Below are 17323 nucleotides of genomic sequence, written 5' to 3'. Positions count from 1 at the left end.
CATATCCGAGACGCGCGTCGGAGCACCTGCCATCGGGCACGACAGGGACTTCAGGCACGTACGCCGGGCAGGGCAAGCTGGCATAAGGTCGGCATGAACGGAACTCTCGACACGGCCTTCCCGCTTCCGCGCCTGCCTGTGCGATGGACTCTGCCGGTATGCTTGCGTGTCCGGGAGGCCTCTTGAATATTTTCGCACCGCTGGTTCGCCGCCCTGTCGGCACCTCATTGCTTGCCATCGGCCTGATGTTGTGCGGGCTGTGGGCTTATCTGCTGCTCGGCGTGGCGGCGTTTCCGTCGATCGAGTTTCCTGGCGTGGCGGTGTTCGCGCAGATGCCGGGTGCCAACGCGCAGACCATGGCCAGCACCGTGCTGGCACCACTGGAGCGTCACCTCGGGCGGATCCCCGGGGTCAACATGATGTTCTCCAGCGCCAGCGAGGGTGGCGTGCAGATCCAGGTCATCTTCGACATGGATCGCAGTGCCGACAAAGCCGCGCGCGATGTGCAGGCGGCGATCAACGCCGCCGCCCCCGACCTGCCGACCGGCCTGCCCAGCCCGCCGGGCTACATCAAGTTCGACACCTCGCAGATCCCGGTGCTGCTGGTCTCGCTGACGTCCACCAGCCTGCCGCCGGATCAGCTTTACGACCTCACCGACACCTTGCTCAAGCCGGCGGTGGCGCAGATCAACGGGGTGGCCCAGGTGACCGTATCCGGCGGTGCGCCGCATGCGGTGCGGATCGTGCTGAATACCGGCGCGCTGAGCAGCAGGGGGATTACCGCGAACGACGTGGCCAATGCGCTGCGCGCAGCCAACGTCACCTCGCCACAAGGCACGCTGAGCAATGGCGCCACCCGGATGACGGTGACCGCCAACGACGCGCTGCACAGCGCGGGGGATTTCGCCTCGCTGGTGATCGCCAGCCGCAACGGCGTGCCGGTGCGTTTGTCCGACGTGGCCACGGTCAGCAGCGGACAGCAGGACAAGTACGCGGCGGCGTGGTTCAACGGCACCCGTGCGGTGACCATGCAGATCAGCAAGCGCTCGGACGCGAACGCGGTGGCCACGGTCGAGGCGATCCGCGCCGCGCTGCCGGGCTTCACCCACCTGATGCCGGCCGACGTGGAGATCCATCCGATCTTCGACCTGACCCCGACCACCGTCTCCGCGCTGCACGAGGTGGAAGTGGCGCTGCTGATGAGCATCGTGATGGTGGCGCTGGTGATGCTGGTATTCCTGCGCCGGTTGCGGCCGACCGTGATCGCGATGTTCAGCGTGCCGCTGTCGCTGGCCGGCGCGTTCGTGCTGATGTGGATGCTCGGCTTTACCCTCAACATCTTCTCGCTGGTGGCGCTGGTGCTGTGCGTGGGTTTCGTGGTGGACGACGCGATCGTGGTGATCGAGAACATCGTGCGCCACATGGAAAAGGGCATGCGGCCGCTGCCGGCGGCACTGACCGGCGTGCGCGAGATCGGCTTCACGGTGATCTCGATCACGCTGTCGCTGATCGCGGTGTTCGGGCCGATGGTGTTCGGCAACAACATGTTCACCATGCTGATGCGCGAGTTCTCGGTGACCCTGATCGCCACCATCGTGATCTCCGCGCTGGTTTCGCTCACGCTGACCCCGGCGCTGTGCGGCGCCTGGCTGGCGCACGAACCGGAAGGTTCGCGCAGGCCGGGCCGGCTGGAGCGCATCGCCGAGCGCTTCGACAACGGCATGCTGCGCATCTACGAGCGCGCGCTGGACTGGGCGATGCACCATCGCCGGGTCATGCGCTGGCAGCCGATCATCCTGCTGGTGCTCACCATCGGCATGGCCGTGGCGGTGGTGATGACCGCCGGCGGCGGACTGATGCCGAAAGAGGATACCGGCCTGCTGCAGGCGCGGATCCGGGCAGACGCGAACATCTCGCCCGCGCTGCTGGCCATGCGCACGCAGGCGATGGCCGCGGTGATGCAGGCCGATCCGGCCGTGCTCGACGTCTCCACCATTCTCGGCGGCGGCAAGAACAATGGTTCGGTCGGCAACAGCTCGACCCTTTTCGTCGACCTCAAGCCGCTCGGCGACGGCCCCGGCGACCGCCACGATTCGGCGCAGCAGGTGGTCGACCGGCTCAGCAAGTACTACGCGACCGTCACCGACCTCGACGTGTCGCTGACCGCGGTGCAGTTCATCCAGGGCGGCGGCCCCGGTGGTGGCGGTGGCGGGCAGTACGCGTTCCAGCTCAGCAGCAACGACGGCATTCCGCTGCAGGGGCCCACGCTGAAACTGGCCCAGGTCATGCGTGGCATGAAACAGTTCAGGGACGTCAGCACCAGCTTCGACAGCATCGGCAAGCAGCAGATGCTCAAGGTCGATCGCGACGCCGCCGCGCGACTGCACGTCAACATGGGCCAGATCGATTCGGCGCTGTACGACGCGTTCGGCCAGAACCAGGTGTCGACGATCTATTCGGACATCAATCAGTACCGGGTGGTGCTGGTCGCCGACAATGCCGATTCGCTGAGCCCGGCCACCTTGCTCAATACCTATGTGCGCAACACCCAGGGTCAGATGGTGCCGCTGTCCGCGCTGGCGAAGATCGAGCCGACCATCGCACCGGTCAGCATCAGCCACTTCAACCAGATCGAATCGGCGTCGATCAACTACAACCTGATCAAGGGCGTCACCCAGGCCGAGGGGCTGAAGCTGGTCGATCAGGCGATGTTCGCCGCGCAGCTGCCGACCGGCGTGCAGAAGAAGTACAGCGGCGACAACAAGAACCTGGTCGATGCGTTGAACAACGCGTTGATCATGCTGCTGGCGGTGATCCTGGTGATGTACGTCGTGCTGGGCATTCTTTACGAAAGCCTGATCCATCCGCTGACCATCCTTTCGACCCTGCCGGCTGCCGGCATGGGCGCGTTCCTGGCGATGCTGCTCACGCATACCCAGCTGACCTTGATGTCGGTGATCGCGGTGCTGATGCTGATCGGCATCGTGAAGAAGAACGCGATCCTGATGGTCGACTTCGCCCTAGTCGCCGAACGCGACCGCGGACTGTCCGCACCGGAGGCGATCCGCGAAGCCGCGCTGGTGCGCTTCCGTCCGATCACGATGACCACCCTGGTGGCGATGGGCGCGGCGCTGCCGCTGGCGATCGGTTTCGGTACCGGCTCGGAAATGCGCCAGCCGCTCGGCATCGCGATCCTCGGCGGCCTGCTGGTGTCGCAGTTGCTGACCTTGCTGAGCACACCGGCGATCTACCTGTGGCAGCACGACCACCGCGAGCGCAAGGCGGCACGGCGCAAGCTGCGCGCAGAGATCCAGCGCCAGCGCCTGTTGCAGCAGCAGATGCCGGCGCTGCCAAAATAGCCGCGCGACCGACCCCTGCCTTCCGGCAGGGTGTGGACTTCAGGCACATTCGCCACCGCCTGCAAGCGGGCATAAAGCCCGCATGAACGGAACTCTCGCCTTGCCCCTCTCCACCTTGTGCCATCGCCACCTGCCGGTGTGGGCGCGATGAATGTCTTTGCGCCGTTGATCCGCCGCCCGGTCGGCACCTCGCTGCTGGCGATCGGCCTGATGCTGGCCGGCGTGTGGGCCTACCTGCTGCTCGGCGTGGCGGCGTTGCCATCGCTGGATTTCCCCGGCGTCTACGTGGTGGCGCAACAGCCCGGCGCCAGTGCGCAGACCATGGCCAACACCGTGCTGGCACCGCTGGAGCGCCACCTGGGGCGGATTCCCGGCATCGACGAGATGTACGGCAACGCCAACGAGGGATCCGCTTCGGTAATGGTGCGTTTCACCATGGATCGCACCGCCGACAGCGCCGCGCGCGATGTGCAGGCGGCGATCAACGCGGCCGCCGTCGATCTGCCCACCGGCATGCCGGCGCCGCCGCAGTACTTCAAGTTCGACACCTCGCAGATCCCGATCCTGTTCATCACGCTGACCTCCGACGGCATGCCGCAGGACCGGCTGTTCGACCTGGCCGATACCTTGCTGAAACCGGCGGTGGCGCAGATCGACGGCGTCGCCCAGGTGCAGGTGTTCGGCGGTACCCCACATGCGGTGCGGATCGAGCTGGACACGTCCGCGCTGGCAGCGAAGAAGCTCACCGCGAATGACGTGGCCAATGCGCTGCGCGCGGCCAACGTCACTTCGCCGCAAGGCATCCTCAGTGACGGCCGCACGCAGATGACGGTCAGCGCCACCGACGGCCTGCAGACGGCGGCCGAGTTCGCCCACCTGCTGATCTCGGTGAAGAACGGCACGCCGGTGCGGCTGTCCGACGTGGCGAAGGTCTACAGCGGCCAGCAGGACGAGTACCAGGCGGCCTGGTTCAACGACCAGCACACCGTCGGCCTGCAGATCAGCAAGCGGCCGGAAGCGAACGCGGTGGCCACGGTCGAGGCGATCCGCGCGCGACTGCCCCAGCTGCGTGCCTCGCTGCCGTCGAACATCAGCATGGCGCCGGTGTTCGACCTCACCCAGACCACCAAGTCGGCGCTGCACGAAGTGCAGGTGGCGCTGCTGATCTCGATCGCCATGGTGGTAATGGTGATGCTGGTGTTCCTGCGCCGGCTGCGCCCGACCCTGATCGCCACGCTGAGCGTGCCGCTGTCGCTGGCCGGCGCGTTCGTGGTGATGTGGACGCTGGGCTACACGCTCAACACCTTGTCGCTGGTGGCGCTGGTGCTGTGCATCGGCTTCGTGGTCGACGACGCGATCGTGGTGATCGAGAACATCGTGCGCCACATGGAACGCGGCGAGCCGCCGATGCAGGCGGCGCTCAAGGGCGTCGGCGAAATCGGCTTCACGGTGATCTCGATCACCCTGTCGCTGGTGGCGGTGTTCGCACCGCTGTTGTTCGGCAACAACATGCTGGTGATGCTGCTGCGTGAGTTCTCGGTCACGCTGACCGCCGCGGTGGTGATTTCGGCGCTGGTCTCGCTGACGCTGACCCCGGCGCTGTGCGCCTGGATGCTGGAACACGAGCCGGCCACGCGCAAGCCGCCCGGGCGGATCGAACGGGCGGTGGAAAACTTCGATCGCCGGCTGCTGCAGGCCTACGAGCGCGCACTGGACTGGGCGATGCACCATCGCCGCATCATGCGCTGGCAACCGCTGACCCTGCTGTTCCTCACCTTCGCGCTCGGCTTCGCCGTGGCCAAGACCGCCGGCGGCACCTTCATGCCGGACGAGGACACCGGCCAGCTGCAGGTCGACATCCGCGCCGATGCCAACATCTCGCCAGCGCAGATGACCGAGCGCACGCTGGCGGTGGCGAAGATCATGCAGGCCGAACCCACCGTGCTCGACCAGCTGACCATGCTGGGCGGCAACAACAGCGGCGGCGCGGTCGGCAACAGCGCACAGATGTTCGTCGACCTGAAGCCGCGCGGCAGCGGTGCGGGCGAGCGGCACGAAGGCATCAAGCAGGTGGTCGAGCGGCTGTCGAAACAGTACGACAAGCTCGCCGGCGTGAAGGTCTCGGTCAGCGCCGCGCAGTTCCTCGGCGGCGGCGGCAGCGGCGACGGCGGTGGCCAGTACGAGTTCCAGCTGATCAGCAACAACGGCGAGGATCTGCAACCGTGGGTGCTGAAGCTGGTGCGCCAGATGCGCACGGTCAAGGAATTCCGCGACGTCGGCAGCAACTTCGACCAGGTCGGCAAGCAGCAGTTGCTGAAGATCGACCGCGAGGCGGCGGCGCGCCTGCACGTCGGCGTCGGCACCATCGACTCGGCGCTGTACAACTCGTTCGGCCAGCGCCAGGTGTCGCAGATCTATTCCGACATCAACCAGTACGCGGTGGTGCTCAGCACGGGCGCCGCGCAGAACGTGAGCCCCGAGTCGCTGCTCAACATCCGCGTGCGCAACGAGCAGGGTCAGATGATTCCGTTGTCCGCACTGGCCACCATTGCGCCGAACATCGCGCCGTTGCGCGTGCGCCATCACAACCAGCTGGAAGCCTCCACCATCAGCTACAACCTGGCCAAGGATGTGCCGCAGGATCGCGGCGTGAAGCTGGTCGAGCAGGCGGCGTTCGCGGTCGGTCTGCCCAACGGCATGAAGGTCGAATACACCGGCGCCAACGAGCGCCTGCAGAAGTTCAAGTCCAACGGCATGGTGCTGCTGCTCGGCTCGATCCTGGCGATGTACATCGTGCTGGGCATTCTCTATGAAAGCCTGGGCCACCCGCTGACCATCCTGTCGACCCTGCCGGCCGCCGGTGCCGGCGCGTTCCTGGCCATGCTGGTGACGCAGACGCAGATCTCGATGATGGCGATCATCGCGATCCTGATGCTGATCGGCATCGTCAAGAAAAACGCGATCCTGATGGTCGACTTCGCCCTCGTCGCCGAACGCGAACGCGGCCTGTCCGCCCCCGCGGCGATCCGCGAAGCCGCGCTGGTGCGCTTCCGCCCGATCACCATGACCACCCTGGTGGCGATGGGCGCCGCGCTGCCGCTGGCGATCGGTTTCGGCATCGGTTCGGAAATGCGCCAGCCGCTGGGCATCGCCATCGTCGGCGGACTGCTGGTGTCGCAGCTGCTGACCTTGTTGAGTACGCCGGCGATCTATCTGTTCAACCATGATCGCCTGGGTCGGCACGCGAGAGGATTGATGCCGGGGCGGCTGCAGTGGCTGGCGATCGGCAGCATCGTGCTGGGCGCTGTCCAGGTGCTGGTTGGGGTGCTCGCCCTGTTGATCCCGGGTGTGGCAGCGAAGATGGGGGACAAGGCCCCGATCGCCTCGATCGTGTTGCTGGTGCTTGGCGTGACCTTGCTCATGCTGGGGGTTGCCGTGCTGCGACACAGGCGCCGCGCGCGCTTCGCCCTGTTCGGCGTATTCGCCGTGATCCTGGGCCTGCCCGTACTGGGCCAGCTTGCGATGCTGGCGATGGCGCCGCCGGGGGCGCCCGGCGGCAACCCGATCGGGATCATCCTTCCTGCCGCGATGCTGACTGCGGTGGGCTGGGGCGTGTTCAGCAAACGCACCAAGGCCTATTTCAGCGAGTCGACCTCAGGCTTCCTGGCCCGACGCATTGGGCGCCTGCGACTGGCCCGGAGCCGGCACTGATTCTCTCGGCGGCAGGACTGCAAGTGAGTCGCAGTCGAGCGCCGTTCCGCACGCACATCCGCAATCAGGAGGAAGAGGATCGGCGGTTGGAGCAGTTGCAGCTGCTGAGATAGGTCGGCCACCGCACGGTGGCCACAACAGAGGGGCCGCGTCAGCGACTCCGTCCAAGCCGCTTCGAGCGGCTCTCACATAACTAAAGTCCCCGGCTTTGTCGGGGGATACTTGCCTTAAGCCCTATTCCTTGCACCGACCAGCCTTGGCCGTCCGCGCGGGCGGCACGTGGCGGGGCGTCCCAGGGTGGTTTCCACCATGCGTTGGACGCGCTCATCGCCGAATGCACGCTCCTGGCTGGCATACGTGCGGAGGTGTTGCAGGTCTTCCGGCGCGATGCCTGCGTCAATTAAAGGTGACGTGGCTAATTGAATTCGTTCGTCGCCTAGCAAAACGAGCCACCTGCCGGGCTTAATTAGCCACCTCCGCTTTATTCAGCGGCAAGCTTCGCGCGAGAGACGGCGAACGTGGTGCCGATCCTGATCGTCGGAAGATGGCGCCTCGATTCACGCCCCGCTGGGTCACGTGCAACGGAATGCCGGGCAGCCCGAGTCGCGGCAGGCGGGGCATTCGGGAATCTCAATCAACGAACCGGCTGCCGGCGTGAGGTTGTAGGCTAAGCCGGTCTGCCGGCGATGGTGTCGGTCATGAGTAGGTGGGGCCGTGTTTAATTACCTCCGTCCCCTTAAATTGTGCATGTGGACGCTTGACCAGCGATAGTCCTGCGGACGGGTGGTCATGGCGGCACGAAGGGGGTATCAACCAGACAGGATTTGAATCGGCATTGCCAAAGCATGCCGCAGCGCGCATGGCGGTAGTTGAACGCCTGGACGTAGTTCTGGCCGACGGCGCGCATGGCGCGGGACAAGGCGCTGGGTTGTGGCGAGGTGAGCAGCAGGTGGAAATCAACGCGAAGGCATGCACGTGGACAGCATGCTTGCGGCAGGCTTCGTGCAAGAGACGGCGAAAGTGGTGCCGGTCCTGATCGTCCAGAAAGATGGCGCCTCGATTCAAGCCCCGCTGGGTCACCTGCAACGGAGTTCCGGGCAGTTCGAGCCACGGCAGGCGGGGCATTCTGCAATCTCAATCAAAGAACCGGCTGCCAGCGTGAGGTTGTAGGCTTGGACGGTCTGCCTGTGATGGCGCCGATCATGAGTAGGTGGGGCCGTGTTTAATTACCTCCGTCCCCTTAAATTCTGGACGCTCCGCCAGATAAGTCATATTCGGTAATTGTTTTGCCGGAGCAGTTGCCCATACTTAACTATGAGGCTAGGTCCTACGGAATAAGGCCAGTAAAATGAAGGATGTGAGTTCCATTACGTTTGAAACAAATTTGTATCTTCGTCCCACCTCCCAAGGCGGGCGCGAAAAACCCGTGGTTGCCTATCAGGCATATTCATATCGTCCGCATATCATCTTGGGTGGAGGAATAAGTATCTGCGGGATTTCCTTGATTGAAGATAGTGCTCTTATGCCGGGTTGCTCCGGTAAAGCAAAGATAATGATCGTCCAGCCCGAGCGCATCCCAATGTTCAATATTGGCGAGAAATTTCTTATTCTCGAGTTCGATAGAATCGTTGGTGAAGGTGTTGTGGGGTGAGCGTTGCGTGAGCTTCTTCGTCCGAAAAAGGGGACGGGGTCTGAGGTTTCCCCACGTTTTCATGCTGCCACAGGCATTTGATCGAGCAGTGCCGGAGATGGCTTTCGTATCTGCTCCATGAGCTCTTCGAGCCTGGCGTTTGACCATCGTCGCAGCAGCGCCTCACGGCCCAGCCGCATGATCGAGTACAGCCGTCGCTTGGATCGAAACGGCGCCAGCCATTGATCTATCCCTGCGGTTTCGCAAGCCATGCCGACCAGCCAGCTGGCGAAGGCTGCCATCGTGTGGAGCAACAGCAACACTTCGATGCGCTTGTCCTTGCGGGTCAGGCTGTCTTCAAAGGCATGACCGTAGCGGTGGGATTTGAGATCCCGGAAAGACAGTTCGATCTGCATGCGTCGCGCATACAGCGCGACTATCTGTCGGGCACTCAAGTGACTCAGTGCCGGTGAAGCGACGAGGAGCCATGGCTCCCGCTCACGCGCCGCGTTCTGCTTACTCTTCTTGGTGCGCGAGGGCACACCCTGACGATTGCGTTGTTTGCGTCCCTTCGGTGGCTTGGCATGCACGGGGAAACCTCAGGGACGGAGGCCTCCGTCCCCTTTTAGACGTCACATCTGCAGGCCCGATCACCTCGACCGATTGTCACATTCCCCCTGCAGCATGGCGGCAGTCGATTCGAGGACACCGCCATGCTGAGTATCGAGCAGTCTCTGGTCGAGCGCCTGCCCTGGCTTGCGCAGTACCCCGCCATCCGGCGCCCGGTGTCGGGCATGCTCGGGCGGCTGGCGGACGAGGACGGCTTCAACCGCGTGTTGCAGCGGGTCGGCAGCGCGGAGGGGTTTGATTTCGTCGAGCGCGTGCTTGACGTGCTGGGCACCAGCTATCACCTCAACCTGCGCGAGCGCGAACACATTCCGCTGGACGGCCCGCTGCTGGTGGTGGCGAATCATCCGCTGGGCATGCAGGACGCGCTGGCGCTGCTGCAGCTGATCGGTTCGGTGCGGCCGGACGTGCGCATCCTCGGCAATGACTGGCTGGCGACGGTGCCGCAGCTCGGCAAGCTGCTGCTGCCGGTGGACGTGTTCGGCAAGGGTGGTGCGTCGCGGTTGCGTGGTATCTACCGCGCACTCGACGAGGGCCAGGCGCTGATCGTGTTTCCCGCCGGCGAGGTCTCGCGGATGCGCGCCGATGGCGTGCGCGACGGACGCTGGTCGGACGGCTTCGCGCGCTTGTCGCTGCGGCGCCAGGTGCCGGTGCTGCCGGTGCATGTCGCCGCGCGCAATTCGACGATGTTCTATGGCGTGTCGATGCTGGCCAAGCCGCTGAGCACGGCAATGCTGCCGCGCGAGGCGGTGGCGCGCGGCAGCCGGCGCATCGGCTTCAGCATCGGTGCGCTGGTCGCCGCGAGCGAGCTTCAGCAACGCAGCGGCGGTTCGCCGGCGCAGGCGGCCAAGCTGATGCGGCGGCATGTGTATCGGGTGGGTCGGCATCGCGGGCTGATCTTCGGTGGCCAGGCGCCGCTGGCGCATCCGGAGCCGGCCGGGCAGGTGGCCGCCGAGCTGGCGCAGGCCGAGATGCTGGCCGAGCTCAATGATGGCAAGCAGGTGTTGTTGCTGCAGGGCGCGGCCAACAGCGTGGTGCTGCGCGAGATCGGCCGCCTGCGCGAGCTGACCTTCCGCAAGGTCGGCGAGGGCGTCGGTGCACGCCGCGATCTGGACGCCTTCGATCCGCACTACGAGCACCTGGTGCTGTGGGATCCCAGGCTGCTGCGCATCGCCGGCGCCTATCGTCTTGGCCACGGCCAGCGGTTGCTGGCCGAGCGCGGCCTGGAGGGTCTGTATACCTCCAGCCTGTTCCACTATTCGCCGGCGCTGGAGTCGCGGCTGGCGCAGGGGCTGGAGCTGGGGCGCAGCTTCATTGCGCCGGCGTACTGGCGCTCGCGCGCACTGGACCAGCTGTGGCAGGGCATCGGCCTGTACCTGCAGCGCCATCCCGAACTGCGCCACCTGTTCGGCCCGGTGAGCATGTCGGTGAGCCTGCCGCGCGAGGCGCGCGAGTGGATTGCGGCCGCGCACCAGCACTATTTCGGCGCACCAGGGCTGGCGGCGGCCAGGCAGCCGTTCGTGATTTCCGCCGAAGTGACCCGCGGCGTGCGGCAGGCCGTGGCAGGCCTGGATGCACCCGCTGGCCTGGGCAAGCTGAAACATCACCTGGATGCGCTGGGCGTCAGCCTGCCGGTGCTGTATCGCCAGTATGTCGACCTGGTCGAACCGTCGGGGGTGCAGTTCCTCGACTTCGGCGAGGACCCCGGCTTCTCCGGCTGCGTCGATGGGCTGGTGATGCTGGATCTGGCGGCGCTCAAGCCGGCCAAGCGGGCACGTTATCTGGGCAAGGCGGCCTGAGCCGGGCGCGCTCGGCCCCGCACAATCCGCGCGCCGCTATTTCCGCAGCGCAGCCTCGATGACATCGGCGGCGCGTGCAGCGCCGTTCTCATCGCGCATCGCCAGTGCGACCCGGGCTGCGTTGTTCACGTAGTCCGGGTCGTGCAACAGCGGCTGCAGCCGCTGGGCAGCGCGATCGGCCCGGTAGCGTCTGGCCGGGAGGATTTCGGCCACGCCCAGCCGCTGCAGTCGCGCGGCATTGTCGGGCTGGTCGAAGCCGTGCGGCACCACCAGTGTCGGTCGGCCACTGCGCAGCGCTTCGCTGCTGGTGCCGATGCCGCCGTGATGGACGATGACGGCGGCACGCGGGAACAGCTCGGCGTGCGCGGCGTAGTCGGTGCAGTGGATGGTCGCGGGAAGATCGCGCGGCAGGCGCGCGCGCATTTCCGCCGAACCGGTCAGCAGTACGGCGCGCTGGCCGAGTTGTTGCGCCGCCCTGGCGCTTTCGCGCAGAAAGCTGGCGTTGGCGTGCACGGCGGCCGAGCCAAGGGTGAACACGATCGGCGCGGGGCCGTCATCGAGAAAGGCCTGCAAGGCAGGATCGCGGACGACGACCTGCGGGTAGCGTGCGGCACCGGTGAGGGTGACGTTGGCCGGCCAGTCCGGCTGCGGCCGGCCGAACAGCGGCGAGAACAGCGCCAGCACGCCACGCGGTGCGTGCTGGCCGCGATGGAACGGATCGCCCAGCGGCGATTGCGGCGGCAGGCCCAGTTCACGCCGCAGCGCACGCACCGGCGCGGTCCATGGATGGCTGATGCGCGTGGCGATGCGCGACAACCAGCGGCCGCGTTGCGGCGAGCTGCGCAGGAAACGGTCGAGCGCGCGCATGCCGGAGGCGGGCGGGTCGCTGGCGGAAAGAAATCCTGCCGGTGCCAGTACCGCCGACAACCAGGGCAGCCGGCCGGCGGCCTCAGCCTGTTCGCCGATGATCTGCGCCGCGAAGGCGAGCGTGCTGGTGACCAGCAGATCGGCGTCCGCACACAACGGCAGCAGCTTGTCGTAGCTGGCGCGCACGTCGAGCGCCGCCACGTCATGCACGACGAAGCGTGGTCCGCGCCAGGGATGAAAGGCCTGCGCCACGAAGGCCTCGCGATCTTCCGGCTCGGTCATGCCGCTGGCGTTGGCAAAGCCAAGTCCGGCTTGTTCCACCGGAAGCTGGTGCACCGCATGGGTGGCGATGGTGACGCGGTGGCCACGTCGCCGCAGTTCCTGTCCGACGGCGAGGAACGGGAACAGGTCGCCGAGCGAACCCACGGTAGCGAAGACGATGCGGGCGTTATGCACGGTTCTGGGCATGACTTCCATGCAGGTTCGGGGGCGTGGCAATCCATCCTGCCACTGTCCCGGAAAAAAGGCCGCACCCTGTCAGGTGCGGCCGTTCCGGTCGAAACGGTTGCCGCCGCTTACGGGCGACGCTTCTTGTCGGCTTCACGCTGTTCGTCGGTCGCCTTGCCCACGGCATGCTGCAGCTTGCCGGCGTTCTTCTCGACATTCCCCGCGACCTGCTTGCCGACATTGCCGGTGACCTTGCCCACGGTTTCCTTGATGGCGCCCTTCACTTCGTGTTTGGTGCCTTCGGTACGATTCTTGTCCACGTGTGTTCTCCAGATGCTCGACTGCGTGATCGCAGACGACACCTGTTCTAGCGGTCCACGAGTGGCCAGGTCGTGACGCCGACGTGGGTGCCACGTTGACATCTTGGCGTTCAGCAGCGCCGGCTGCGCAGCGAGTCGATGGTAGGCGGTGAGGCGCAGACCGGGTTGCGTCTTTCGCGAGCCGCGCAGCGGCCGATACGGCTAGTCCCGGGAGATGTACGTGGCGTCATGGCGAGGCCGCGTCCGCCTGTTCATCCCAGGCGATCGCCGCCAGCTGTTGCAGATGAGTCCGAATGTCGGCGGGCCAGTGCTCGATCAGTGTGTGGAAGTTCTCGCGCTCGCCCCGATAGAACGCCCGCGAGGCTTCTTCGTAGCCGGGTGCGTCGCCGGCCATCACGCGCATGAAGCGGTCGACCGAATCGACCGCCTGGCGTGCGCGTTCCTTCACCCCACCCTGGCGGATGGACTGCTCGACCAGCCGCCGCAACACTGCCGAGGCGCCGCCCGGTTGCTGGGCCAGCCAGTCCCAGTGGCGCGGCAGCAGGGTGACTTCGCGCGGCACCACGCCCAGCTTCGGGCGGCCGGGTCCGCGACTGGCCGGCTCGGTCGCGGCGTCGGGCGCAAGACGCGCCAGCACGTCGTCGACGCTGCCGCGGAAGTCGATTTCCAGCGGACGACTCGAATGCTCGTCGAGGATCAGCAAGGGTCCCGCCACGCCGTCATCGAGCGCCTGTTTGGCGGCGCGCGCGACGTCGGCAACCGCGCCGCTGGCAAGACGCTTTTGGCCATCGAAGGCGATGCATGAGGTGGTGGGGAGCGGTGACATGGTTTTACCCGGGTGATTAGTGCGCGAATAATACCCGGATCAAAACATCAGTCAATATTGCCCGGGTAAAAACTTCCGGGCAGCGGCGTTCCGCCAGTGGTGCCCGGCTTGCTATGGTTGATCCTTTCCACCCGAAAGGACTACGGATGACCAAGCGTCTGCGTTCGGCCACCTTGATGGTTTCAATCAGCCTGTTCGCCGCCATGGCGATGTCGCCTCCCGCCAGGGCGGAGCAACTCGCGATCCCGCCGATCCCGTACCACCAGCGGACCCTGCCGAACGGCTTGCAGGTGATCAGCGTGGAGGATCACGCCAGCCCCAATGTGGCGGTGCAGATGTGGTACCACGTCGGCTCCAAGGATGACCCGCAGGGCCGCTCGGGTTTCGCCCATCTGTTCGAGCACCTGATGTTCAAGAGCACCAGGCACATGCACGCCGAGCAGTTCGACCGGCTGACCGAGGACGTGGGCGGCAACAACAACGCCTCCACCGGCGACGACGTCACCAACTATTTCGAGGTGGTGCCCAGCAACCACCTGCAGACCCTGTTGTGGGCCGAGGCCGAACGGCTGTCCAACCTCAACGTGGACGAGGCGAACTTCAAGTCCGAGCGCGCCGTGGTGGAGGAGGAATACCGCCAGAGCGTGCTGGCCAATCCGTACGGCAAGCTGTTCAACGCGATCGATCCGAAGTCGTACACCGTGCATCCGTACCAGCGCCCGACCATCGGCAGCATCGAGGATCTTGAGGCGGCGTCGCTGCAGAACGTGATCGCGTTCCACAACACCTTCTATCGTCCGGACAACGCCACCCTGATCGTCGCCGGCGATTTCGATCCGAAGCAGCTCGATGCCTGGGTCGACCAGTACTTCGGCTGGATGCCGAAACCGGCCACGCCGGTGCCGCAGGTCACCGCGCAGGAGCCGGTGCGCAAGAAGGACCTGCACTACACGCTCACCAGCGACACCGCGCCGCTGCCCGCCGTGGCGATCACCTGGCTGATCCCGCCGGCGTCCGACAGTGCCGACAGCATTCCGCTGAAGGTTGCGGCCGCGCTGCTGTCGCAGGGCGATTCCTCGCGCTTGTACCAGTCGCTGGTGTATCGCCATCAGGTGGCGCAGGAAGCCGGCGCCGACGCCGATGGTCGGGTCGGCCCGGGTCTGTTCACCGCCTACGCGATCCTCGCCAGTGGCCACCAGCCGGCCGAGGCGGCGAAGCTGCTGCATGAGGAAATCATCTGGCTGGCGACCCAGCCGATCCCCGCCGCCGAACTGGACAAGGTCAAGACCCAGCTGCTTACCGCCGAACTGAAGCAGCGCCAGACCGCGCAGGGGCTGGCCTTCGCACTGGGGCAGGCCAGCCTGATCGACGGCAATCCGGAACGCGTCAACACCGACCTGGCGGCCTTGCAGCAGGTCACCGAGCAGGACGTGCATCGGGTGTTGCAGAAATACCTCACCGGCGCGCACAGCGTCACCATCGACTACCTGCCGCAGGCTGCCGCCGCGCCGGTCGCCGCCAAGGGAGCAGCGAAATGAGCCGTTCGACGAAGATCTTGCATTTGGCCGTCTTTACGGCTGCGCTCATGGCTGCCGGTAGCACGCTGGCCACCGACTTCCCGGCCACGCCGCCGGCACCGGGCCCGGCGCCGAAACTGACCGTACCGACGCCGTCGTCGCAGATGCTGGCCAACGGCCTGCGCGTGATCAGCGTGCGTCGCGCCGGGCTGCCGCTGGTCACCGCCCAGCTGGTGGTGCGCAGTGGTGGCGAGATGGATCCGCCGCCACTGGCCGGACTGGCCAACCTCACCGCCAACCTGCTGACCAAGGGCGCCGCCGGCAAGACCGCGCCGCAGATCGCCGCCGCGGCCGAGGCGCTGGGCGGTTCGCTCGGCGCCAGCGCCGGCTGGGACGAGAGCGCGGTAGGCATCACCGTGACCACGCCGAAACTGCCGCAGGCGCTGGGCCTGCTGGCCGAGGTGGTGCGCCAGCCGGACTTCAGCGAAGCCGAACTGAAGCGCTCGCAGACGCAGGCGCTGGACGACCTGCACCTGATGCTGAGCCAGCCGACCACGCTGGCGTCGTTTGCCGCCAGTCGCGGCGTGTTCGGCGACGGTGCCTACGGCCACTCGCGCAGCGGCACGCCGCACTCGATTCCGCGCATCACGCGCAGCGATGTGCAGCGCTTGCACGCCGCGCTGTTCCGCCCGGACAACGCGATCCTGGTGCTGACCGGCGACATCACCCCGGCCCAGGCCCGGCAGCTGGCACAGGCCAGCTTCGGCGACTGGAAGAAGCCGGCGACAGCACTGCCGACGCCGCCGGTAGGCTTGCGTGCGAGCCAGCTTCCGCCGGTGCTGCTGATCGACCAGCACGGCGCCGGTCAGGCCGGCGTGGTGGCCGCGTATCCGGCACCGTCGCGCGCCGACCGGGCCTACTACGTCGGCACAGTGGCCAACGCGGTGCTCGGTGGCTCGTATTCGGCACGACTGAACGAGGAGATCCGCATCAAGCGCGGCCTGTCCTACGGCGCCAGCAGCCGGTTGGCGCCGCTGCGCACGGCTGGCATGTGGCTGGCCTCGGCGCAGACCAAGAACCCGTCCGCGCCGCAGGTGGTCGAACTGATGCTGGGCGAGTTCAAGCGACTCGGCGGTACGCGGGTTTCCGCCGAGGAGCTGGCCGCGCGCAAGGCCACCCTGATCGGCGGCTACGGCCGCAGCCTGGAAACCACCGCCGGGCTGGCCGAGCAGGTGGGCGAGCTGGCGGTGTATGGCGTTCCCCTGGACGAGATCGGCAAATACATCGCCCAGGTACAGGCGGTGACGCCGAAGCAGATCGAGAAGTACGCCGACAAATACCTCGGCGCGGATGCCGGCACCGTGGTGGTGGTGGGCGATGCCTCGAAATTCGCCGCCGACATCCGCCGTGCGCATCCGCAGGCCGTGCTGCTGCCCTCGACTGCACTGGACCTGGACAGCGCGAGCCTGCAACCGGGGGCCGCAAAAAAATAGCCGTCTCGACCCGGCATTCACCCGACCCCGGCCATCGTGCCGGGGTTTTTTGTGGCCGGCCGAAACACCGTGTTCGCGAAATGCACCCAAAAGAGTGAAGTCGGGGCGCAACGGTGTAGATAAACTTGCTGGTACATTAATTCACGATCGACCTCATTCCTCGCGAGAGCGCCATGTCCCTTCCTGTTCTCCTCCGTTGCATCGCGGCGCTCGGCCTGGTCGCCGTTGCCGTGCCCGCCAGCGCCGCCACCCGGGTCGAAGTCCAGGCCGGGCGCAGCTACATGGACAGCTACGGCAGCAACGCGGCCTTCGTGGAGGCGGTGTTCGCGCCACGGGCGCTTGCTCAGACGCGTTACAGCTGGTCGCCCGACGTGTCACTGGGCTGGATCGACGGGCGTGACCTGAGCCGCTACGACTACAACCGCTATCCCACCCGTCAGTCGGTGGCCTTGCTGGCGGCCGGTGTGCGGGTGCATCGGGGCGCTGCCGGCGACTGGTATCAGCCGCTGTTCGTGAGCTTCCAGCTTGCGGCCACCAACCACGCGACCCAGGCGCTGTCCGGCCACTACCAGTTTGTCAGCACCCTGGGCTGGCAGGCGAAGCATTTCAGCGTGGCGATCCGGCATGTCTCGAACGGCGGCCTGAACGGCCCGAACCGCGGCGAGACGATGGCGGTGGTTGGTCTCGCTTTCGAACCTTGAGCGCTTGCGAAAACGGCCCCGTCAGG

At 66.2% G+C, this 17323-nt stretch carries 11 protein-coding genes; 7 read left to right on the top strand and 4 right to left on the bottom strand.

Translation table 11 applies throughout. The features are described from left to right. Positions 1-182: 182 nt before the first annotated feature. From ACQGNJ_RS17990 to ACQGNJ_RS17980, 3 genes are all read left to right on the top strand, one after another. Positions 183-3359: an efflux RND transporter permease subunit gene (locus tag ACQGNJ_RS17990; RefSeq protein WP_426690615.1), complete on the top strand. Its 3177-nt coding sequence runs from the start codon at positions 183-185 to the stop codon at positions 3357-3359. Between the two features lie 147 nt (positions 3360-3506). Further along, on the top strand, positions 3507-7070 hold the full coding sequence (locus tag ACQGNJ_RS17985; protein ID WP_426690614.1) for an efflux RND transporter permease subunit: 3564 nt from the start codon (positions 3507-3509) through the stop codon (positions 7068-7070). A gap of 1348 nt (positions 7071-8418) precedes the next feature. Further along, a complete protein-coding gene (locus ACQGNJ_RS17980) occupies positions 8419-8721 on the top strand; it encodes a hypothetical protein (RefSeq protein ID WP_426690613.1) in 303 nt (100 codons plus the stop codon). A gap of 59 nt (positions 8722-8780) precedes the next feature. Here ACQGNJ_RS17980 and ACQGNJ_RS17975 read toward each other — a convergent pair whose 3' ends face one another. Continuing rightward, positions 8781-9290 carry a transposase gene (locus tag ACQGNJ_RS17975; protein WP_426690612.1) on the bottom strand — a complete coding sequence of 170 codons (510 nt, stop codon included), beginning with the start codon at positions 9288-9290 and terminating at the stop codon, positions 8781-8783. 123 nt (positions 9291-9413) lie between these two features. On the opposite strand from ACQGNJ_RS17975, the gene olsF reads away from it, so the two are divergent. Next, positions 9414-11126 (top strand): bifunctional ornithine lipid synthase OlsF, encoded by a 1713-nt coding sequence (gene olsF, locus ACQGNJ_RS17970; protein ID WP_426690611.1) that lies wholly within the window; start codon positions 9414-9416, stop codon positions 11124-11126. A gap of 36 nt (positions 11127-11162) precedes the next feature. Here the strand turns inward: olsF and ACQGNJ_RS17965 are convergent, their stop codons facing one another. The 3 genes from ACQGNJ_RS17965 to ACQGNJ_RS17955 all read right to left on the bottom strand — a co-directional run bounded on the left by ACQGNJ_RS17965 (position 11163) and on the right by ACQGNJ_RS17955 (position 13586). Continuing rightward, positions 11163-12461, bottom strand: a complete 1299-nt coding sequence (locus ACQGNJ_RS17965; RefSeq protein ID WP_426690610.1) for a glycosyltransferase — start codon at positions 12459-12461, stop codon at positions 11163-11165. Between the two features lie 107 nt (positions 12462-12568). After that, positions 12569-12760, bottom strand: coding sequence for a CsbD family protein (locus tag ACQGNJ_RS17960; RefSeq protein ID WP_426690609.1), 192 nt, complete (start codon positions 12758-12760; stop codon positions 12569-12571). A 226-nt stretch (positions 12761-12986) separates the two neighbouring features. Continuing rightward, positions 12987-13586 (bottom strand): DUF2239 family protein, encoded by a 600-nt coding sequence (locus tag ACQGNJ_RS17955; protein WP_426690608.1) that lies wholly within the window; start codon positions 13584-13586, stop codon positions 12987-12989. 146 nt (positions 13587-13732) lie between these two features. Between ACQGNJ_RS17955 and ACQGNJ_RS17950 the strand changes: the two genes are divergently transcribed. The 3 genes from ACQGNJ_RS17950 to ACQGNJ_RS17940 all read left to right on the top strand — a co-directional run bounded on the left by ACQGNJ_RS17950 (position 13733) and on the right by ACQGNJ_RS17940 (position 17297). After that, complete coding sequence (locus ACQGNJ_RS17950; protein WP_426690607.1) at positions 13733-15124, top strand: M16 family metallopeptidase; 1392 nt, start codon at positions 13733-13735, stop codon at positions 15122-15124. 47 nt (positions 15125-15171) lie between these two features. Then, complete coding sequence (locus ACQGNJ_RS17945; RefSeq protein WP_426690606.1) at positions 15172-16596, top strand: M16 family metallopeptidase; 1425 nt, start codon at positions 15172-15174, stop codon at positions 16594-16596. A 173-nt stretch (positions 16597-16769) separates the two neighbouring features. Continuing rightward, positions 16770-17297, top strand: coding sequence for an acyloxyacyl hydrolase (locus ACQGNJ_RS17940; RefSeq protein ID WP_426690605.1), 528 nt, complete (start codon positions 16770-16772; stop codon positions 17295-17297). The last annotated feature ends 26 nt before the right edge of the window (positions 17298-17323 follow it).

It is taken from the genome of Rhodanobacter ginsengiterrae, from assembly GCF_050026815.1.
Classification (GTDB): domain Bacteria; phylum Pseudomonadota; class Gammaproteobacteria; order Xanthomonadales; family Rhodanobacteraceae; genus Rhodanobacter; species Rhodanobacter ginsengiterrae.
The sequence above is the reverse complement of the archived record's forward strand: the minus strand, read 5'-3'. Positions and strand labels throughout refer to the sequence as shown.